This window comes from Bacteroides sp. RCH18 (genome assembly GCF_058231005.1).
The window spans coordinates 1,675,511-1,695,995 of the sequence record NZ_JBIPTC010000002.1 but is presented as its reverse complement, the minus strand read 5'-3'; the positions used below and the strand labels follow the sequence as shown (position 1 = coordinate 1,695,995).

Genomic DNA, 20,485 nt, shown 5'->3' with positions numbered 1-20,485 from the left:
CGAAGCGAAATCCTATATCAAGGAAAACACATCCTAGGACTCCACTCGGAGATCTCGCCAAGCGAGAGTTCTCTGTTTACTCCAAGTATACATTTAGCAACTTAAATCTCTCCCCTTGCCGAGGAGTATTAACATTTAAATACTATTTATGAAAAAGAAAATCACACAAACGTTACTGCCAATAGTTATGGGATTATCCCTAATAATGCAGTTTGCCTGTTCGGATGACGATAAATCAGGCGGAAATTATAATGGACCTCTAAAACTAACCACTTTTTATCCGGATTCAGGATATCTTTCCTCCAAAATTATAATAGAAGGTGAAAATCTAGGAACAGATGCTTCTAAATTATCAGTCTACTTTAATAAAAAGAAAGGATACATTTCACAAGCATCCGGAAATATTCTGATGGTTTATGCACCTAAATTACCGGGAGACACCTGTATCATCTCTGTAGTAAAAGGAAATGATTCTCTTACTTTCGACAACAAGTTTCGTTACATCTCCCGCTTTACAGTAGAAAATGTATGTGGTAAAGCAGGAAGCGGATACAATATCGGCGGAGACCTTGCCAGTACTACCTTTGAAGCTTGGCGATTGAAGGTAGGATGCTGTGATCCGGAAGGGAATTATTATTCATGTTATTCTTGGTTTGGAAATAATGGAGGTCTTGCATTAATCAGTGAGAAAAAGAATCTGTCAAAGAAAATCATATCAGAACTGGTTAATGATGTAATGTACCATAAAGTAACAGAAAAACTGTATGCCGTAAGCACACAAAAAAACGTCATTTATGAAATTGATCCTTCCAACGACTGGAAAGTCAAGCGACGCTACTTGAAGCCACAGGATCCTCCTGCCAAACAAGTTGACTACAACTCCACAGCCTGTATAGCTTATTGTACTACAGATGGGTACTTTTATGGTCGTACGGCAACCAAACAATTATTTCGCTTCAGACTTGAGGACATGGTATGTGAATACATCAAGAATGATAAATACAATACATCTGTGGCAGAAGCTGAAAACAGCTATATTGTCAGTATGATGTTTGACCCAACTGATCCGACGAAATTATATACTTCTTACGGAGTATCATCCGTCATAAGCGTACAAGATGTCGCAAAACCAGAATCGGAAGAAGAAATATATGCCGGACACCTTAATGTGAGAGCTGACGGTAACAGCACTACTCAAGTAATTAATGGGTATCGGACGGACTGCTTATTCTGCTGGAACAACCAAATGAGTATTATAGCAGACGAAACGGGACAGAAAAACATGTATATTGCAGATGCCGGAACACAAACCATACGTAAAATTGATATGAATACAGGTATGGCAACTACCGTTGTAGGCAGACAAGGCGTCAAAGGTAACCAAAGCGGAACCCCATTAGAAGCCACCTTCAACTGGCCCAAAGGAGTAGGTTTGACCGCCGAAGGAGATTTGTATATTTCAGACTGTGGGTCCGGATGCGTCCGCAAACTGAGTCTGCGTTAACCCCAATAATCATATGTAAAGAAGACACTAATGAAAAAATACATATTACTATTATTACTGTTCTTCTGCACCGCATCGATACTGATGGGACAGGAGAAGCAATTAACAATATCGGGACATGTATTCGACGAAAACAAAGAGTCATTACCCGGAGTCAGCGTATATCTGAAGGACCGCGCAGGAGTAGGCACCAGCACCGACATTGACGGTACATTCAAGCTATCCGCTAAAAAAGGAGATATGATCATATTCTCTTTTATCGGTTACAAAAAGACGGAACATATCGTCCTGAAAAATGAAAAGGATCTGAGGATTATCCTGAAAAGTGATGCGCAACAAATGGATGAAGTTGTCATCACCGGTATGGGTACAAAAGAAAAAAAGGTGAATCTTACCGGAGCTGTCACCAATGTGGATATATCGCAGATACAGACTCCAGCGACTTCCCTTACCAATATGCTCGGCGGTCGTGTGCCCGGCATTATCTCCGTGCAATCCAGTGGTGAACCGGGCTCTAATATGTCCGAATTCTGGATTCGTGGTATCGGTACGTTTGGAGCCAGTTCAAGTGCACTTGTACTTATTGACGGACTCGAAGGCAACCTGAACAGCATTGACCCCGCCGATATCGAAAGTTTCTCTGTATTGAAGGACGCTTCTGCAACTGCTGTATATGGCGTACGTGGTGCAAATGGTGTCGTATTGGTGACTACCAAACATGGGACCACCGACAAAATGGAAGTAAACGTACGAGCAAATGTTAAAATATCATACCTCACAAAACTTCCCGAATATTTGCGTGCATACGACTATGCCGTATTGGCCAATGAAGCAAGCGCCATGCGTGGAGCACAGCCCATTTATGACGACATTGAACTAAAAGCCATTCAGTATCATCTGGATCCCGACTTTTATCCGGACGTAAACTGGCAGGACGAAATTCTTAAAAAGACATCGCTTCAGCAGACGTATTATGCCAGTGCCAGAGGAGGTGGTAGTATCGCCCGCTATTTTGTCAGTATGAATATGTCAAATGAATCAGCAATCTACAAGCAAGACGAAAACAGTAAGTACATCAAGGATGTGCATTACAACACCTATGGAATGCGCCTGAACGTGGACTTTAACCTGACTAAGACAACCGAACTTTATTTTGGTTCGGACATTTATTTGTCTTCTCAGGCATTACCCGGACAAGGAGCTTCGACCGACCAATTATGGGACGCCCAAGCTAAACTGACTCCGCTGACTATTCCCGTACGTTACTCCACTGGTGAACTGCCGACTTACAAATCAGGCGCAGCAGACGTATACTCGCCTTATGCCATGCTGAATTATACTGGTTTGAAAAATATCAATAACTATTCAGGAACTTATACTATACGCTTACAGCAAGACTTCGGTTTTCTGCTGAAGAACCTGGCTCTAAACATTCAGGGAGCTTTCAGTAACAGCTCTTATTTTGAAGAGACACGTTCTGTCAAGCCCGACATGTATTGGGCTGAACGTAGGGATGAGAACGGAAATCTGGAACTTGTACACACTATTAAGAAACAAGGAACTACATATAATAAAAATAGAGACAGTCAGTACCGTAAATACTTCCTTCAGGCAAATCTAACCTGGAAAACCATGCTGAACAATGAACACCGTATCTCCGCTCTTATGCATTACGAGATGAGTGACAGCAAAGCAACACTAGATCTAAAAGACGGTATGGCTGCTATTCCTTTAAGATATCAAGGATTGTCCGGAAAAGTCAGTTACGGGTTCAGAGATACATATCTACTCGATTTCAACATAGGATATACCGGTTCAGAAAACTTTGAGAAAGGTAAACGCTTTGGGTTCTTTCCGGCCATATCCGGTGGTTGGGTGCCTACCCAATATGAATTCATGCAAGAAAAGCTTCCTTGGTTGAATTTTCTCAAAATCAGAGCTTCATACGGAATCGTAGGTAACGACCGTATTTCGGACAAACGTTTTCCCTACCTGACGATCATCAACGAGTCTGCCGAAAAAGGCTGGGGATACAATGGAGCCGGCATTACAGAAAAACAGATGGGAGCCGACAATCTGAAATGGGAGAAAGCGAAAAAGATAGATGTAGGCATCGAAGGCGAATTATTCAACAGCAAACTTAGTTTCGTAGTCGACTTCTTCAAAGACATCCGTGACGGCATCTTCCAGCAACGCCAACAAGTACCGGGATATATCGGTCTTGTCAGTATGCCGTTTGGTAATGTAGGCAGCATGAAAAGCTACGGTTCGGACGGAAACGTGACCTATATTCAGGATATTGGCAAAGATATGTCATTGACATTCCGAGGAAATTTTACTCTTAGTAATAACAGAGTGAATTATTTTGAAGAAGCAGATACCAAATATGAATATAATTCTGCTACCGGACGTCCCTATGGATACCAGAAAGGATTGATCGCATTAGGGTTGTTCAAAGATGACGAAGATATTGCTAATAGTCCTAAACAGACTTTCGGCAGCTATCTGCCCGGAGATATTAAATACAAGGATGTCAATGGAGACGGTGTTGTAAACGGAGATGATAAAGTACCTTTGTCATTCAGCAGTACCCCTCGGTTCATGTATGGATTCGGAGTTGAGTTCAGATATAAAAGATTGTCGGCTGCCGTACTGTTCAAAGGAACCGGAAATACCGATGTGTATCACGTAGGCTTGGGATATGGCGCCGGCTATATTCCATTTCAGGACAAGCAGATCGGCAATGTATTGAGCATGGTAAAGAATCCCGCCAATCGTTGGATATCACGCGAATATGCCGAAAAGATGGGCATGAACCCTTCTTTAGCAGAGAATCCTAATGCCAGATTCCCCCGTATGTCCTATGGAAATCTAGAAAACAACTCCCAATTATCCGATTTTTGGAGAGACAATGCTAAATATCTGCGGTTATCGGAAGTAAATATCAACTATAGTCTGAATGTGCCTAAATCCATAAAGAATTTAGGAATCAACTCTATCGACCTTTCACTTGTAGGCAATAATCTTTGCGTATGGGATAAGATTGACATCTGCGATCCGGAACAGGCAGTCTACAACGGACGCCGTTATCCGATTCCTGCAAGCGTAACTTTGCAGGCATACATCAAATTCTAATTATCAAAAAAATGAATTATATGAGAAAACTAATATTGCATTCAATTCTATTGTTGTCCGTCTTTTGTATCTCTTCCTGTAACTATCTGGATGTAGACAAATGGTTTGACGATACAATGAAATACGACTCAATCTTCTCCCGTAAAGAATACCTGGAAAGATATATGTGGAACGTAGCATCCATGTTTCCCGATGAAGGAAAATTTCTCAATAGTCCGGCGACACCAGGTCCTTTGGCCACCGATGAGGCTTTTGAAACATTTAATGCAGATAGTTATGCAGGTATGGCATTTGTTACCGGATCCATTAACGAAGAAAATATCAGCGGGAAATCTATTTATCAATGGAACACGATGTACAAAATCATCCGTAAGGCAAACATCATTCTGTCACGCATGGACGAAGTGACTGATATGAGTAATCTGGAAAAGCCGGACATCTGGGCATACACCTATTTCATGAGAGCCTACGCATACTACCATCTTATCATGGACTTCGGGCCTGTCATTCTTGTAGGAGATCGGGTATATCCCTCCAACGAACAACCGGAAGCCTACGCAAACGTACGTGCTACGTATGACGAATCTGTAGACTACGCCTGCGAACAGTTTGAACTGGCGGCACAGTATCTACCCGAAACTCAGCCGAACAGCAGCTTCGGACGTCCCACCAAAGGCGCGGCTTATGCACTGATTGCACGCTTAAGGCTGATACAGGCCAGCCCATTATACAATGGTCGCGGACAAACATACTTCGGGAACTGGAAACGGAGTAGTGACGGAGTGTTCTATATTTCCCAGCAATACGACGACCGCAAATGGGCAGTAGCGGCAGCAGCCTGCGAAAGAGTCATGGATATGGGGCGTTATGAACTGCATACTGTTCCGGCAGATAAAGACTCTTATGTACCTCCGACCAACGAAGATCAAGCGTTCCCTAACGGAGTAGGCGGTATCGACCCACTCAAGTCTTACAGCTATATGTTCAACGGTGAAACCGACGGCAGAAAAAACAAAGAGTTTATATGGGGAAGAAGCACCGGTAACCTGTGCCTTAGAGAATCTTTTCCGCATTCAATGGATGGATATAACGGGATGGGTGTATCACAGAAAATGGTTAATATGTTCTATATGAATGACGGAACAGACAACTACCCCGAAGATGCAAAACCATACAAAGCAGACGGGACATACGACAACACGAATTTCAGTACAGAGGATGAAACCTTCTCCGAATATGTACTGAAATCGGGAGTCTTCAATATGTACCGCAATCGGGAAATGAGATTCTATGCCAATATCGGTTTCTCCGGCCGTTTTTGGAAAGCCCGTTCATACAGCGGAAGCGATGCCAAGAAGGAGCAGATGATCAAATATGACAACTCTTCTGTAACGGATGGCAAGCACTCCTCCAGTGGTAATGTGAACGACTACCCCGCCACCGGTTATGTTATCACCAAATATGTGCATGATGATGACGCATTCTCCTCACCCGGAGGAATGGTAATGGAGAAATTCTTCCCCATCATCCGTTATGCGGAAATTCTGCTGGCTTATAGCGAAGCGCTCAATAATCTTCAGGGTAGTTATTCCATCGAACTAAAAGAATCAACCGGAGAAACTAAAGTCTACGAAGAAAGCCGTGACATATACAAGATCAAGCAGGCGTTCAACCCAATCAGATATCGTGTAGGGCTCCCCGGAGTGAAAGATGATGAGTTGGCCAGCGTGGATGGCTTCAACAAAATCCTCCAAAGAGAAAGAGCCATTGAATTCTTGTATGAGAATCAAAGATACTATGATGTGCGCCGATGGGGCATCTACGAAGAAACCGAAAAAGAAGCCATACAGGGTATGGACCTCAGCAAAGATGAGATGAACGGATACTTCTATCCGGTAGTGGTAGACCATCCCTGGATAAGACACAGAGTGGTAAACCGCAAAATGGTATTCTTACCCATCGACAAATACGAGATACGAAAAGTGGACGGTCTTGATCAAAATCCCGGCTGGGGCGATTAAACAGAACACTTTATGAGACAATTCATTAGTATTGAATATAAATTAAAAGAATAAGAATGAAAACATATAAAATAAGCATCCTGTCGCTGTTACTCGCATTACTGTTTCTTGCCGGATGCAGTGACAGAAAGAAGTTCTTTGAAGATGAACGATACGAGAAAATGGTATACATTGTCAGCGACAATAACAATATACACAATTTGGTTTACGACCTGGATGGCAAAGACGGTAATATACGCAATCTGTCGATTGCGTGTAGCGGAACCAATCCAACAGAGGAACCGGTGACAATATCGCTCACAGAAGACACAGTTCTTCTGGATGAATATAACTATACGAACTTTATCGAAGATTATAGCCGATATGCCCTCAAGATGGACCCGAAAGACTATGCGATAGAAAGCAGCACAGTTACTTATCCGACAGGAGAACCATACACGTTGGTACCTATCAAAATAAACATTTCAGTCATTGAAAGTCTGGACCCGGATAAAATCTACTTTATTCCCATAGCAATAGCCGACGCAACTCCTTATCCCATAGTAAAAAAGAAAGGAAATGCATTATTGCAGATACAGAAGAAAAACAAATATACCAGTTCCGCAGAACCTGCAAGCTATAATGCATCAGGGTATGAAGGCAGCGGATACTTTGTCATCACCAAAACAATGGTACCTCTGACCAAAAATCGGGTAAGAATCAATATCGGTACTAAGAGATTACCGGCAGAACCGGAGAATCAGCCGGACTTCATCAAGAAAAATACGATTGTTATCGAAGTAGCTGATGATAACTCCCTGACTGTAGAACCTTATGATCCTGAAGAAATGGAAGTGGAAACAGTGGATGTCAAAGTAGCCCATCCGGGTGATAACGCCTATGCACTCTACAACAACCGGCTCGACCCGACAACTACGACCTTCTGTGTATGCTATAAGTATAGACTAAAAACAGGTAGTTGGACCGAAGTACGGGAAGCAATACGCTTACCGGTGATTGTCATAGAGTAAACAAGCCAAATAAAGACCTATTAATATAAATCCGGAATAACCATCCGAATCAGAAGAAGTTATTGCAAAAGTCTGTAAGCTCTCCTTCCCCCTCTCCTTTTTTAAGGAGAAGGGAGAGCTGAAGACCCGAATAGCAGATAAACACACAAACCATTATCATATAAATTCATCCTGCCGACACCTTTCTGACAATAAGGCAGAGAAATAAAAAACAATTATGGAATAAACACAAAAAGTCCCTGTAAAGTATTAATTTACAGGGACTTTCTATTTTCTTAAAGCGGAGAGACAGGGATTCGAACCCCGGGTACCTCGCAGTACAACGGTTTTCAAGACCGCCGCAATCGACCACTCTGCCACCTCTCCAAAACTCCTTTATCAGAAGTGCTTTCTGTTGAAAGCGGTGCAAAGGTACGAATCATTTTTAAATCTGCAAACAATCTGACATTTTTTTCGCGAAATAATCGTATTTTTGCAGCCTATAATAAGTATAAAGATATGATATATCCTCAAAATTTTGAGCAAAAGATAGGATTCGACCAAATAAGGCAGTTACTGAAAGACAAGTGTCTCAGCACTTTAGGCGAAGAACGGGTTTCAGACATGAGCTTTTCCGAGCAATTTGAAGAAGTGGAAGAGAAACTGAACCAGGTAACTGAATTTGTGCGCATCATTCAGGAAGAAGACGGATTTCCCGATCAATTCTTCTTCGATGTCCGCCCATCACTAAAACGGGTACGGATAGAAGGCATGTATTTGGACGAACAAGAACTATTTGACCTACGCCGTTCATTAGAGACTATTCGTGATATCGTACGTTTTCTACACCGGAATGAAGAAGAGGAGGAAAACGATGTACCCTACCCCAGCCTGAAGCGGTTGGCAGGAGACATTGCCGTATTCCCCCAACTGATTGGCAAGATAGACGGTATCCTTAATAAATATGGAAAAATAAAAGACAATGCGTCCAGCGAACTGGCCCGTATCCGTCGGGAACTGTCCAATACGATGGGAAGTATCTCCCGATCATTAAACAGTATCCTACGCAATGCACAGTCTGAAGGCTATGTAGACAAAGACGTAGCTCCGACCATGCGTGACGGTCGTCTCGTTATTCCTGTCGCTCCGGGATTAAAACGAAAGATCAAAGGTATCGTGCACGATGAATCGGCAAGTGGAAAGACCGTATTCATCGAACCGGCAGAGGTCGTAGAAGCCAACAACCGTATTCGTGAACTCGAAGGGGATGAACGACGGGAAATCATTCGTATCCTTACAGAGTTTTCAACTATACTGCGCCCGTCTATCCCGGATATTCTTCAGTCTTATGAGTTTCTGGCAGAAATTGACTTTATCCGTGCAAAAAGTTATTTTGCCATACAGACCAACAGTCTGAAACCGACAGTAGAAAAGAAACAGCTATTGGACTGGACAATGGCAGTGCATCCCTTACTGCAACTGTCTTTAGCCAAACATGGGAAAAAGGTTGTTCCGCTGGATATAGAACTAAACCAAAAGCAGCGTATCCTTATCATTTCCGGTCCGAATGCCGGAGGTAAGTCTGTCTGTCTGAAAACAGTCGGTTTGCTGCAATATATGTTGCAATGCGGTATGCTGATTCCTTTGCACGAACGCAGTCATGCAGGTATGTTCAGCAGTATCTTCATCGATATCGGTGACGAACAGTCCATTGAAGATGACCTGAGTACTTATTCTTCGCACCTGACCAACATGAAAATCATGATGAAAAGCTGCAATGAACGCAGCCTCATTCTGATCGACGAGTTCGGAGGAGGTACGGAACCACAGATCGGAGGAGCCATCGCCGAAGCTGTGCTGAAACGTTTCAATCAGAAAGGAACGTTCGGAGTAATAACGACTCACTATCAGAATCTGAAGCATTTTGCCGAAGATCATGAAGGAGTAGTCAACGGTGCCATGCTCTACGACCGCCACTTGATGCAAGCACTCTTTCAACTACAGATCGGAAATCCGGGCAGTTCATTTGCCGTAGAGATTGCCCGGAAAATCGGATTACCGGAAGATGTGATTGCAGATGCTTCGGAAATTGTAGGAAGCGAGTACATCAATGCCGATAAATATCTTCAGGACATTGTACGCGACAAGCGCTACTGGGAAGGGAAACGACAAACGATCCGCCAACGGGAAAAACACATGGAAGACACCATCGCCCGTTATCAAACGGAAATGGAAGAGTTGCAAAAATCACGGAAGGAGATTATCAGACAGGCTAAAGAAGAAGCTGAACAAATGTTGCAGGAATCGAACGCCCGCATTGAAAATACCATCCGTACGATTAAAGAAGCTCAGGCCGAAAAAGAAAAGACCCGCCTGGTGCGCCAGGAGCTGAACGATTTCCGTACTTCTCTGGAAACAATGACTTCCAAAGAACAAGAGGAAAAGATTGCCCGCAAAATGGAGAAGCTGAAGGAGAAGCAGGAACGGAAGAAAAACAAGAAAAACGAACCGAAAACTGCCGCATCACAGACAGCCGCTACCCCTAAAGTAATGCCTATCACCGTTGGTGAGAACGTAAAGATCAAGGGACAGACAAGCGTCGGGCAGGTCATGGAAATCAATGGTAAAAATGCAACCGTCGCTTTCGGAAGCATTAAAACTACGGTGAAACTGGACCGTCTGGAACGAAGCAACGCTGCCCCCAAAACGGAAGGAATAGCCAAAAGTACGTTTGTCAGCAGTCAGACGCATGACCAGATGTACGAGAAGAAGCTTAATTTCAAGCAAGATATTGATGTACGGGGGATGCGTGGTGACGAGGCTCTGCAAGCCATCACTTATTTCGTGGACGATGCCATCCTTGTCGGCATGGACCGCGTTCGTATCCTTCACGGAACAGGAACCGGAATACTCCGTACACTCATCCGCCAATACCTGTCCACCGTACCGGGCGTCAGTCATTATGCAGACGAGCATGTCCAGTTCGGAGGTGCCGGAATTACGGTAGTCGATTTTGACTAATCTGTAAACAAAACGATCGAAGAACTTGTTCTCATTTAGAAAACCACTACCTTTGTGTTACAGTGGTTTTCTAAAACGAGAATAAAGCATGAAGAATAATCTGTTAAGCGAAAAGCTTATTTACACAGGGGACAGCCTTACCCCTACCCATTTACATCTCTGTACATACAATGCAACCGAGATGCAGGAAAGCTCCGGTGACACCTTCCAAAGCGTCAAAGAAACGCTGGATAACGAACGAATCAACTGGCTGCAGGTACACGGGCTGAAAGATACGGAAACCATCCGTGAGATTTGCAGTCATTTTGAAATAGACTTCCTCGTTTTACAAGACATATTAAATGCCAACCACCCGACGAAAATAGAAGAGCATGACAAATATATTGTCCTGATCCTGAAAATATTCTATCCCAATGAGCATAAAGAGGAGGATGACCTCGACGGATTGCTCCAACAACAAGTCTGCATCATTCTGGGAAATAACTATGTACTTACCTTTCTTGAAAAAGAAACAGATTTCTTTGATGAAATCAACGCCGCATTGAGAAACGATATACTGAAAATCCGTAGCCGTCTGACGGATTATCTGCTCAGTGTATTGCTGAACAGCATCATGGCGAACTACATTTCAACGATATCTTCCATCGACGATGCACTCGAAGACCTGGAAGAAGAACTGCTGATGATTACCAATGAGAATGACATCGGCATTCAGATTCAGGGGCTGCGCCGCCAATATATGCTGATGAAAAAGGCCATCCTCCCGCTTAAAGAGCAATATGTAAAATTGTTGCGGGCAGAAAATCTCCTTATACATAAAGTAAACCGTGCCTTCTACAATGATGTGAACGACCATTTACAATTTGTATTACAAACGATTGAAATCTGCCGTGAAACACTGTCTTCATTAGTCGACCTGTATATCTCGAACAATGATTTACGAATGAACGATATCATGAAGCGGCTGACCATCGTATCCACCATTTTCATCCCGCTAACGTTCCTTGTCGGTGTGTGGGGAATGAATTACAAATGGATGCCCGAACTGGACTGGCGGTACGGATATTTATTTGCCTGGATTATAATGGCGGTTATCGGTATTATTGTATATTTGTACTTCAGAAAAAAGAAATGGTATTAACTAAAGCGCACCCATCCATGAAATCAATAAAAGAATTATACAGAATCGGCACAGGTCCTTCCAGCAGTCATACAATGGGCCCTCGTAAAGCTGCAGAAATGTTTGTTGAACGTCACCCGGATGCCGCATCTTTCAAAGTAACCCTTTATGGAAGTTTGGCAGCTACAGGCAAAGGGCACATGACGGATGTGGCTATCATAGATACTTTACAACCTGCCGCTCCGGTAGAAATCGTATGGCAACCCAAAGTTTTCCTCCCCTTCCATCCGAACGGAATGACATTTGCCGCTCTGGATGCAAACAACAAGATATTGGAAAACTGGACGGTTTACAGTATCGGTGGCGGAGCTTTGGCAGAGAATAATGACAACCCGACAATCGAAAGCCCGGAAGTATACGGCATGAACAACATGACCGAAATCCTGCAATGGTGTGAACGTACCGGAAAAAGTTATTGGGAGTATGTCAAGGAATGTGAGAACGAGGATATATGGGACTATCTGGCAGAAGTATGGGACACGATGAAAGACGCTATCCACCGAGGTCTGGAAGCGGAAGGTGTATTGCCCGGACCGCTGAACTTACGTAGAAAAGCTTCCACCTATTATATACGTGCTACCGGATACAAACAATCTCTGCAATCCAGAGGACTCGTTTTCTCTTACGCACTGGCAGTCAGCGAAGAAAACGCTTCCGGTGGAAAGATCGTGACTGCCCCTACCTGTGGTTCCTGCGGAGTGATGCCGGCAGTACTTTATCATTTACAAAAAAGCCGTGACTTCAGTGACATGCGGATTCTTCGCGCCTTGGCTACGGCGGGGCTAATTGGAAACATTGTCAAGTTCAATGCGTCCATTTCCGGCGCGGAAGTAGGATGTCAGGGAGAAGTCGGCGTTGCCTGCGCGATGGCATCGGCAGCAGCCAATCAATTATTCGGAGGAAGTCCGGCACAGATTGAATATGCGGCGGAAATGGGGCTGGAACACCACCTGGGGATGACTTGTGACCCCGTATGCGGTCTCGTTCAAATCCCTTGTATCGAGCGGAACGCTTATGCTGCCGCCCGTGCACTGGATGCCAATCTTTATTCAGCCTTTACAGACGGTATGCACCGTGTTTCTTTCGACAAAGTGGTACAGGTAATGAAACAAACCGGACATGACCTGCCCTCACTGTATAAGGAAACCAGCGAAGGAGGACTGGCTAAAGATTATCAGCAGATGTAATATAATGACTACAGAGGAATGTGGACAAACATTCCTCTGTACATAACTAATTCTACTCCATAACCGGCCAATTCGTATCATCGCCATTGGTGATATCCCTTTCATGCAGCAAGCCTCCTTCCTGCGAAAAGTACAGTGCAAATCTCAGATTTCCCTGTTTCACCTGAATCACGGACTCAGTAGGATGTTGCGGATACGTCAATACAAACACATCGGTCACTACCCATGAACTGTAGTTGGAATTACGGAAACCGGTATAAACGGCAGGTACTAACTGATCGATACTATCCAGCTCGTTTTCCGTCATCACCCAGTTGGCATTCGCGTCGAACCAGACATCCAGTTCATCACCAGTCACCCAGCAGTCAGCTACATAATAATCTCCTTTCATCTCCCACTCCACATTCTGGGCATTCGGATATAGTTGCTTCAATGCCTCAGTGATATTGGCAGGCGGATTATACGTTTCATCATCATTGTCATCACATGCGCTGAAAGAGAAGGCAGTCAGCATTAAAACGACTGCCCATGCGCCAAACTTAAACTTCAACATAATTAATTCTTAGGATTTAGGTTATATCATATTTTCATTTACTCATCAATCATCCGCTTTCAGGAATTTTCCTTTCTTGTCGAACTTGAAAGAAACGCCGGTACTTAATTCCACTTCATATCCTTTCCGGTCACGCTCTACTTTTGTCACAGGTTCTGTGAAGTTATGCTCTTTCAGATAACTGGCAGCAAACGAAGGAACAACACTTGCCGGAACTGCATGCCCTTTACCGGCACTTACTTCCTCCCAGTTACCTTTGCTATCAAAATCTATTTCCGTACCGTCCGTCAATAGCACTTCATACTTGGCAGACTCCAACAGATCTTTATCAATCTTGATATGAGCCACCTGAGGTTTGGTAAAATGACGGTTGATAAAGTTGCGTGCCGGAAGCGGTAGCTGATTCATATCCTTTGTAATCACATCGCCGGCAAATGAGAACTGTATAGCTACAATAGCCATCACAAGCAAAGATAAAATTTTCTTCATAATCGTTATTCTTTTTAGTTAATACTATATCTGATAAGTTTTATACTGCAAATAACGATACAGATTTAGGAAAGATTTGGGAATAATCAGAGATCACATTCTTTTTTGTGTTCTTTAACTTTCATCCTTAAATTTACCCCATAAAAAAGATCCGGATGCCCACTCAGGAACATCCGGATCGCTCTCTTCACCTTAACTTATAACCTTAACTATTTACCTATTTATCTTTCTGAATATCCTGCCAGATTGTAACAAACGGGAACGGTACTATCACCTACGCGGTAAATTCCGAACTTAAAGTAATATCCGTCTTCGTCGTTACGCCCAATCAGAATCTTCTCATTATTGACAATGTGTTTGCTCACTTTCTTACCTTGCTCCTGATAATCCATCCGTACATCCAGCATGCCCGGTTTCACAATCGTTTCTGCTTCCTTGCCATAGACCGTCCAGTCGATATGGACACGGAAAGTAATCCAGCAGTCTTTCGGGAAATCGGCAAAAGGTAATTTGTAGGCAATGGTGGATGCCTTGTATTCAGAAGTCAGCGGTTTCATAACGGGCGTCTTTCCCGGGTTTGCATTGCAACGGTCATCTTTGTCTGTCAGCCATTTACGATCGGAGTTTGCTTTGATATAAAACAGTCCTCCGGAAAATCCGAATGCCAATGGCGGGTATCCTCCCTGCTCAACCAACCATCCGTTGGGCTTTCCTGCCTTATATACAGGTTTTCCATTTTTATCTTTCACCGGATTGCCTTGTTTATCCAGTCTGGCCACTTTTTCATGTCCGGCATTCTTCTTGAAGAAGGTCGTTTTTTCCAGTTCTACAAATTCGTCAACTGTCAGCTTCTTCACCTCGCCCTGAGGAGTCTGGACCAGCGTCCGGTCGGGCATTCCGTGCCATTGGGCAAAGATGGTGGAGACATTGCTGTCCAGAGAAGAAGGAATATAAACCGAAAACTCATAGTCGCGGGAACTTCCTTGCGGACAAGCCCCTTTCCCGTGATGATAAACAGTCTTTGTGATCTGTGCTTTCTGATAAACGTCGGCAGGTAATCCTTTGAAATCGTCGGAAGTTGCATAGCAATATGAAAACTCGGCACGTCCTTTCGTTTCTCCTTTCGCATAACCTTCCAGTGTATTGTCTTCGGTTTTGAGTTCAAAGCGATAGGAGGGCTTGCCATCAAACAGGTTGGTGAAATCACGCTGAATGGCATGAGGCTTATTCGTCCCGACAGCTACCCAGCAACCGTCAATAATCTGGTTGATACGCGCAGAGTCAGCCTGTACGTTTACCCGTTCGGTGAGTGGCACCAGTGTTTGCGTATTTTTGGTCTGAGCAGTCAGCATCGCGCATCCTGCCATCATCATATAAATAGCCAAAATGTATTTTTTCATTCTATTCGGTATTATGTTTATCGACGGTGCAAAAATACGAAAGGCAACCAAAAAGGCTGCCTTTCGTTTGTCTCAAATGCTTTCACATTTGTGCAATTCTTCTGTCAGAAACGTCTTATATCCCCATTCACAAGTCTATTCAGGTGTTTCTTCCGTATAATCGTCTTCCAACATATCTACTTTCTTTATGCTCATTTTTCCATCGGCCGTTACAGTGATGGAAAGCGGAACATACAAGTCCGTCTGCGGATAGCAAACACTGGCGGCGTAAACGATTCCCTCCGGTGTAGTCTTGTCATATACGATTCCTTCGAGTATGGATTTTGAAAGGAATTTCGCATCGACTACCGATGAAAAGTCATTCTTGGTAAATGTCTTGTTGAGTACGTTTTCACTTCCCCGGGTGATGCGCAACACTATTTTATTGTCTACATACGTATCCCCCATATCATTGGAGACGTGAGGCAGACTTTCGTCAGGAGTACGCGAAACCAGCGAATGATAGTCTCTTCCCTTAAACTTAATATCAGTTTCAGCTTTTGAACTTTGCATACGCTGCAATCCATGAGCATCTACACTGTCTTGCCTTGCCAATACCGATTCTTTATTTGAACTTCCGTTCTTACCGCCACAGGCGACTACCGCCAGAGCCAATGGTAACAAAAGCAGATAAATTAGCTTTTTCATTCCGAACTATTCTGTTTTATAAATATAGAGCAAAGGAACAAAAAGACGGGGAGATTTACAAGTGTAACCGACATTTTTCCTACATTTGTAATGCAATCCTTATTTATATACCTGAAAAAGTGAGAATGAACATGAAACACCAAAAACAGTTGCTAACTGTACTTTTGATGAGCGCAACCTGTATGCTGCAAGCACAACGCAGCGAGACGCTGCTTGAAAAGAACTGGAAATTCAGTAAAGGAGATTTTCCGGAAGCTGCGCAGACTGACTACAATGATACTAAATGGGAATCAGTCGTTATCCCGCATGACTGGGCCATCTTCGGACCTTTCGATGTGAACAACGACCTGCAAAACGTAGCAGTCACACAAAACTTTGAGAAGAAGGCATCACTGAAAACCGGACGTACCGGAGGGCTGCCTTATGTTGGAACCGGATGGTATCGCACCAGCTTCGACGTTCCCGCCGACAAAGAAGTCACTCTCCTGTTCGACGGGGCAATGAGTGAAGCGCGTGTATACGTCAACGGACAGGAGGCTTGCTTCTGGCCCTTCGGCTACAACTCTTTCCATTGCAACGTCACCCCTTTCCTGAATAAAGACGGAAAGAAGAATACACTGGCGGTACGTCTGGAAAACCGCCCGCAGTCTTCCCGCTGGTATCCGGGAGCAGGTCTGTACCGCAACGTCCACTTGATTGCGACGGACAAAGTACACGTTCCGGTATGGGGCACGCAGATTACTACCCCGCACGTCAGCGATGAATTTGCCGCCATACGCCTGCAAACCAAGATAGAGAACGCCGGCGAAAAGACGGAAATCCGTATAGAAACGGAAATCCTGTCGCCGGCCGGAAAGGTAGTGACCCGCAAAGAAAACAAAGGCCGCATCAACCACAGACAGCCCTTTGAACAGAACTTTATCGTCAACGCGCCTCAACTCTGGTCGCCGGAAAGCCCTGCTCTTTACAAGGCTGTATCGAAAGTATACACGGACAACCAACTGGTAGATACATACTCTACCCGCTTCGGTATCCGCAGCATTGAATATATTGCCGACAAAGGCTTCTATCTGAACGGAAAGCATCGCAAATTCCAAGGTGTATGCAACCACCACGACTTAGGTCCGCTGGGTGCGGCCATCAACGTAGCGGCACTTCGCCACCAGCTCACACTCTTAAAGGATATGGGCTGCGACGCCATTCGTACTTCCCACAATATGCCGACTCCCGAACTCGTGGAATTGTGCGACGAAATGGGATTTATGATGATGATCGAACCGTTCGACGAATGGGACATCGCCAAGTGTGAAAACGGATATCACCGTTACTTCAACGAATGGGCGGAACGCGATATGGTGAATATGCTGCACAATTATCGCAACAATCCCTGTGTAGTGATGTGGAGTATCGGCAATGAAGTCCCCACGCAATGCAGCCCTGTAGGATATAAAGTAGCCAAATTCCTGCAAGATATCTGCCACCGCGAAGACCCTACCCGCCCCGTTACCTGCGGCATGGACCAGGTGACTTGTGTTCTAGCCAACGGATTTGCTGCCATGATCGATATTCCCGGTCTGAACTACCGCGCCAATCGTTATCAGGAGGCGTACAACAAACTTCCGCAGAATCTTATTCTGGGTAGTGAAACTGCGTCCACCGTCAGCTCACGCGGTGTCTACAAATTTCCTGTAGCAGATAAGAAAAGTGCCAAGTACGATGATCATCAATGTTCTTCTTATGACGTAGAGGCATGCTCATGGTCGAACATTCCCGATGAGGACTTTGCTTTGGCGGACAATCATCACTGGACCATAGGACAGTTTGTATGGACCGGCTTCGATTATCTGGGTGAACCTTCCCCTTATGATACTGACGCCTGGCCCAACCATAGTTCTATGTTCGGCATTATCGACCTTGCCAGTCTCCCCAAAGACCGCTATTACTTGTATCGCAGCATATGGAATAAGGAAGCGGAAACACTGCATATCCTGCCGCATTGGACATGGCCGGGACGCGAAGGTGAAGTAACTCCGGTATTTGTTTATACCAACTATCCTACAGCCGAACTGTTTATCAACGGAAAAAGCTACGGTAAACAAAGCAAGAACAACAGTTCACTGAAAAGCCGCTACCGTCTGATGTGGATGGATGCCGTATATGAACCGGGTGAAGTGAAAGTAGTGGCCTACGATAAAGACGGAAAAGCAGTAGCAGAAAAGGTAGTTCGTACGGCAGGCAAGCCTCATCACATCGAACTGGTCAGCAACCGGAACGAACTGACGGCAGACGGCAAAGACCTTGCTTATGTGACAGTGAAAGTAGTGGACAAAGACGGCAACCTCTGCCCTGCCGACAGTCGTCTGATCAACTTCTCCGTCAAAGGTGCCGGAAAATACCGTGCCGGAGCCAACGGTGACCCCACGAGTCTCGACCTGTTCCATCTTCCGAAGATGCACGCTTTCAACGGAATGCTTACAGCTATCGTACAGACAAATGAAACAGCCGGAGAAATTATTCTGACTGCCAAAGCCAGCGGAGTGAAAGCTGGAAGTATCCGTCTTCTGACGAAATAATCGGTCTACATAAAGAAATATATTTGAAAAATTGCTGTCACCTGTCACCAAACGAGTGTTAATAGTCTGATAATTAAAGCAAAAGAGCGTGACAGCAACGTGTGACAGCAGCGTGATGGCAGAATTTGCCGTCACGCTGCTGTCACACGTTGCTATTTCATATTAGCTACCCTCTGCACTTCTACTGATAGTAAGCTGTCTTATACGGATTTAGGTTGACACTCTTTTAGAGGCATAAAAACCGAAAAAATATGCCAAATCAATCTCCTAAGAGTTATTCTGAGACTTTCAAATTGGAAGTCTTAATAGACTATTACACTAGCGGTATGTCAAAGATTTCAACTGCTAAGAAATGGGGTTTAAGTAGTCATTCAGTATTGATAAAATGGCTGCATCAGTACCCTATTGATTCAGATTTACTATCTTTGCCCCCTGAACTAATCTCCGAATTGAAAATGAAGGATGCACCAAAATCCAAGGAACAGCTTCTAGAAGAAGAGGTTCTCCGTCTGCGAAAAGCCCTTGAACTGGAGAAACTTCGTTCTCATGCCTTTAAAAAGCTGATTGAAACCACGGAAAAGGAGGAAGGAATTTCCATCTTAAAAAAAGATGGTGCCAAATAGTCACAGGTCTTCGCGAAGAGTTTCCGGCTATCAGTCTGAAGACTCTTTGCGGACTGTTTGGCAAGTCTTCCCAGGCCTACTACAAGAAACACAAATCTTCTCTCTCACGCAAGCAGATAAGGGAAATGATTGTGGATTCAATCCTGTATTATCGTTCCAAGGATCCTGGCATAGGCGGTTTGAAGCTCCATTACGAGCTGCGTTCCATTTATGGTGGTGATGTGATTGGTGGCAGGGATGCATTCCTTAACTTAATGCGTTCCGAGCGTCTGATGCTACCCCCTAAGAAACCCAGGCATACAACAGACTCGAACCATCTGTACAAAAAATACCCGAATCTGATAAAAGGCGTAACGGCACAATATCCGAATCATATTTGGGTCAGTGACATAACGTATATATGGATTGAAGGTGGCGTGTGTTATCTCCATCTGCTGACTGACATATATTCACATGCAGTTCTGGGGTGGATACTTTCTTCCGGTCTTAATGCCAAATACACTTTACAGGCATTAGAACAGGCTATAGTCATAGCCGGAGGCGGGAATCTATGTGGAACTATCCATCACTCCGACCGTGGCGCGCAGTACGCCTGTGATGCCTACATTCACCTGTTGGTGGAACATCATATACGCGTGAGTATGACTGAATGCTACAATCCCACTGACAATGCTGTCGCTGAAAGGATGAACGGGATTTTGAAAACAGAATGGATATACGGCATGTCATTGTTTAAGGATGAACAGGAAGCACGGGAACAAATCGGAAAAATGATAGAATTCTATAATAATGAACGACCACATATGAGCATCGGCATGAAAAAACCGATAGATGTGTATTACGGTGAAGTACCAGGAAAATCACTGTGGAAAAAATGAAAGGACAGGCATGGAATACATAAATTTATTGTATTTTTGTTTCACCGAGAACCGGAGAACATTTGGGTTTGTCCATTATTTTTTTTAATGACAACCTTTGTAGAATAGAGACATGCAAACTAGAAACTTTTTCAGTATAAAATAATAGAATGTAACAACCTTTTTAGTAACCAGCCTCTAATAGTGACAACCATTTTTAGGATAAGACAAGCCAAGTTCGTTTTAAGACATGAAACTATAGTTCC

At 44.1% G+C, this 20,485-nt stretch carries 14 protein-coding genes and 1 tRNA gene; 10 read left to right on the top strand and 5 right to left on the bottom strand.

Annotated features, from left to right (window positions below):
- The first annotated feature begins 148 nt into the window (after positions 1 to 148).
- Genes ACHLI0_RS21895 through ACHLI0_RS21880 form a run of 4 tightly spaced genes read left to right on the top strand, consistent with a single transcriptional unit; the run spans position 149 to position 7,670 of the window.
- A complete protein-coding gene (locus tag ACHLI0_RS21895) occupies positions 149 to 1,504 on the top strand; it encodes an IPT/TIG domain-containing protein (protein WP_310480781.1) in 1,356 nt (451 codons plus the stop codon).
- Positions 1,505 to 1,534: 30 nt separating this feature from the next.
- A complete protein-coding gene (locus ACHLI0_RS21890; RefSeq protein ID WP_490750033.1) occupies positions 1,535 to 4,639 on the top strand; it encodes a SusC/RagA family TonB-linked outer membrane protein in 3,105 nt (1,034 codons plus the stop codon).
- Between the two features lie 20 nt (positions 4,640 to 4,659).
- Positions 4,660 to 6,660, top strand: coding sequence for a RagB/SusD family nutrient uptake outer membrane protein (locus tag ACHLI0_RS21885; RefSeq protein WP_490750032.1), 2,001 nt, complete (start codon positions 4,660 to 4,662; stop codon positions 6,658 to 6,660).
- A gap of 56 nt (positions 6,661 to 6,716) precedes the next feature.
- Positions 6,717 to 7,670 carry a BT_3987 domain-containing protein gene (locus tag ACHLI0_RS21880; protein ID WP_490750031.1) on the top strand — a complete coding sequence of 318 codons (954 nt, stop codon included), beginning with the start codon at positions 6,717 to 6,719 and terminating at the stop codon, positions 7,668 to 7,670.
- Between the two features lie 281 nt (positions 7,671 to 7,951).
- On the opposite strand, the gene ACHLI0_RS21875 is transcribed toward ACHLI0_RS21880, so the two are convergent.
- Positions 7,952 to 8,036 (bottom strand) — tRNA-Ser (locus ACHLI0_RS21875).
- Positions 8,037 to 8,168: 132 nt separating this feature from the next.
- On the opposite strand from ACHLI0_RS21875, the gene ACHLI0_RS21870 reads away from it, so the two are divergent.
- From ACHLI0_RS21870 to ACHLI0_RS21860, 3 genes are all read left to right on the top strand, one after another.
- The gene (locus tag ACHLI0_RS21870; protein ID WP_490750030.1) at positions 8,169 to 10,670 is read left to right on the top strand and encodes an endonuclease MutS2; all 2,502 of its coding nucleotides are present in this window, start codon (positions 8,169 to 8,171) and stop codon (positions 10,668 to 10,670) included.
- 88 nt (positions 10,671 to 10,758) lie between these two features.
- Complete coding sequence (gene corA, locus ACHLI0_RS21865) at positions 10,759 to 11,811, top strand: magnesium/cobalt transporter CorA (RefSeq protein WP_490750029.1); 1,053 nt, start codon at positions 10,759 to 10,761, stop codon at positions 11,809 to 11,811.
- 17 nt (positions 11,812 to 11,828) lie between these two features.
- Positions 11,829 to 13,037: an L-serine ammonia-lyase gene (locus ACHLI0_RS21860; RefSeq protein WP_008760393.1), complete on the top strand. Its 1,209-nt coding sequence runs from the start codon at positions 11,829 to 11,831 to the stop codon at positions 13,035 to 13,037.
- Between the two features lie 52 nt (positions 13,038 to 13,089).
- Here the strand turns inward: ACHLI0_RS21860 and ACHLI0_RS21855 are convergent, their stop codons facing one another.
- The 4 genes from ACHLI0_RS21855 to ACHLI0_RS21840 all read right to left on the bottom strand — a co-directional run bounded on the left by ACHLI0_RS21855 (position 13,090) and on the right by ACHLI0_RS21840 (position 16,166).
- Entirely contained in the window at positions 13,090 to 13,590 is a 501-nt protein-coding gene (locus ACHLI0_RS21855; protein ID WP_008760392.1) for a PepSY-like domain-containing protein, read from the bottom strand.
- Between the two features lie 45 nt (positions 13,591 to 13,635).
- Positions 13,636 to 14,079: a PepSY-like domain-containing protein gene (locus tag ACHLI0_RS21850; RefSeq protein WP_008766860.1), complete on the bottom strand. Its 444-nt coding sequence runs from the start codon at positions 14,077 to 14,079 to the stop codon at positions 13,636 to 13,638.
- Positions 14,080 to 14,300: 221 nt separating this feature from the next.
- Positions 14,301 to 15,479, bottom strand: a complete 1,179-nt coding sequence (locus ACHLI0_RS21845; protein ID WP_234135772.1) for a heparin lyase I family protein — start codon at positions 15,477 to 15,479, stop codon at positions 14,301 to 14,303.
- A gap of 135 nt (positions 15,480 to 15,614) precedes the next feature.
- Positions 15,615 to 16,166, bottom strand: a complete 552-nt coding sequence (locus ACHLI0_RS21840) for a DUF4738 domain-containing protein (protein ID WP_008766862.1) — start codon at positions 16,164 to 16,166, stop codon at positions 15,615 to 15,617.
- Here ACHLI0_RS21840 and galB point away from each other — a divergent pair.
- From galB to ACHLI0_RS21825, 3 genes are all read left to right on the top strand, one after another.
- Positions 16,133 to 18,739, top strand: coding sequence for a beta-galactosidase GalB (gene galB, locus ACHLI0_RS21835; protein ID WP_413554442.1), 2,607 nt, complete (start codon positions 16,133 to 16,135; stop codon positions 18,737 to 18,739). The two genes, ACHLI0_RS21840 and galB, sit on opposite strands and share 34 nt — an antisense overlap.
- Before the next feature lie 251 nt (positions 18,740 to 18,990).
- On the top strand, positions 18,991 to 19,362 hold the full coding sequence (locus ACHLI0_RS21830; protein ID WP_258971489.1) for a hypothetical protein: 372 nt from the start codon (positions 18,991 to 18,993) through the stop codon (positions 19,360 to 19,362).
- Positions 19,359 to 20,240, top strand: coding sequence for an IS3 family transposase (locus ACHLI0_RS21825; protein ID WP_490750164.1), 882 nt, complete (start codon positions 19,359 to 19,361; stop codon positions 20,238 to 20,240). The genes ACHLI0_RS21830 and ACHLI0_RS21825 overlap by 4 nt, the downstream gene beginning before the upstream one ends.
- Positions 20,241 to 20,485: the final 245 nt, after the last annotated feature.

What these genes read in the sequence shown, in the direction of transcription:
- ACHLI0_RS21895 (WP_310480781.1), top strand. Translation starts at nt 149, where the DNA reads ATGAAAAAGAAAATCACACAAACGTTACTGCCAATAGTTATGGGATTA.
- ACHLI0_RS21840 (WP_008766862.1), bottom strand. Translation starts at nt 16,166, where the DNA reads ATGAAAAAGCTAATTTATCTGCTTTTGTTACCATTGGCTCTGGCGGTA.
- ACHLI0_RS21890 (WP_490750033.1), top strand. Translation starts at nt 1,535, where the DNA reads ATGAAAAAATACATATTACTATTATTACTGTTCTTCTGCACCGCATCG.
- galB (WP_413554442.1), top strand. Translation starts at nt 16,133, where the DNA reads ATGGTAACAAAAGCAGATAAATTAGCTTTTTCATTCCGAACTATTCTG.
- ACHLI0_RS21880 (WP_490750031.1), top strand. Translation starts at nt 6,717, where the DNA reads ATGAAAACATATAAAATAAGCATCCTGTCGCTGTTACTCGCATTACTG.
- ACHLI0_RS21860 (WP_008760393.1), top strand. Translation starts at nt 11,829, where the DNA reads ATGAAATCAATAAAAGAATTATACAGAATCGGCACAGGTCCTTCCAGC.
- ACHLI0_RS21845 (WP_234135772.1), bottom strand. Translation starts at nt 15,479, where the DNA reads ATGAAAAAATACATTTTGGCTATTTATATGATGATGGCAGGATGCGCG.
- corA (WP_490750029.1), top strand. Translation starts at nt 10,759, where the DNA reads ATGAAGAATAATCTGTTAAGCGAAAAGCTTATTTACACAGGGGACAGC.
- ACHLI0_RS21830 (WP_258971489.1), top strand. Translation starts at nt 18,991, where the DNA reads ATGCCAAATCAATCTCCTAAGAGTTATTCTGAGACTTTCAAATTGGAA.
- ACHLI0_RS21850 (WP_008766860.1), bottom strand. Translation starts at nt 14,079, where the DNA reads ATGAAGAAAATTTTATCTTTGCTTGTGATGGCTATTGTAGCTATACAG.
- ACHLI0_RS21870 (WP_490750030.1), top strand. Translation starts at nt 8,169, where the DNA reads ATGATATATCCTCAAAATTTTGAGCAAAAGATAGGATTCGACCAAATA.
- ACHLI0_RS21885 (WP_490750032.1), top strand. Translation starts at nt 4,660, where the DNA reads ATGAGAAAACTAATATTGCATTCAATTCTATTGTTGTCCGTCTTTTGT.
- ACHLI0_RS21855 (WP_008760392.1), bottom strand. Translation starts at nt 13,590, where the DNA reads ATGTTGAAGTTTAAGTTTGGCGCATGGGCAGTCGTTTTAATGCTGACT.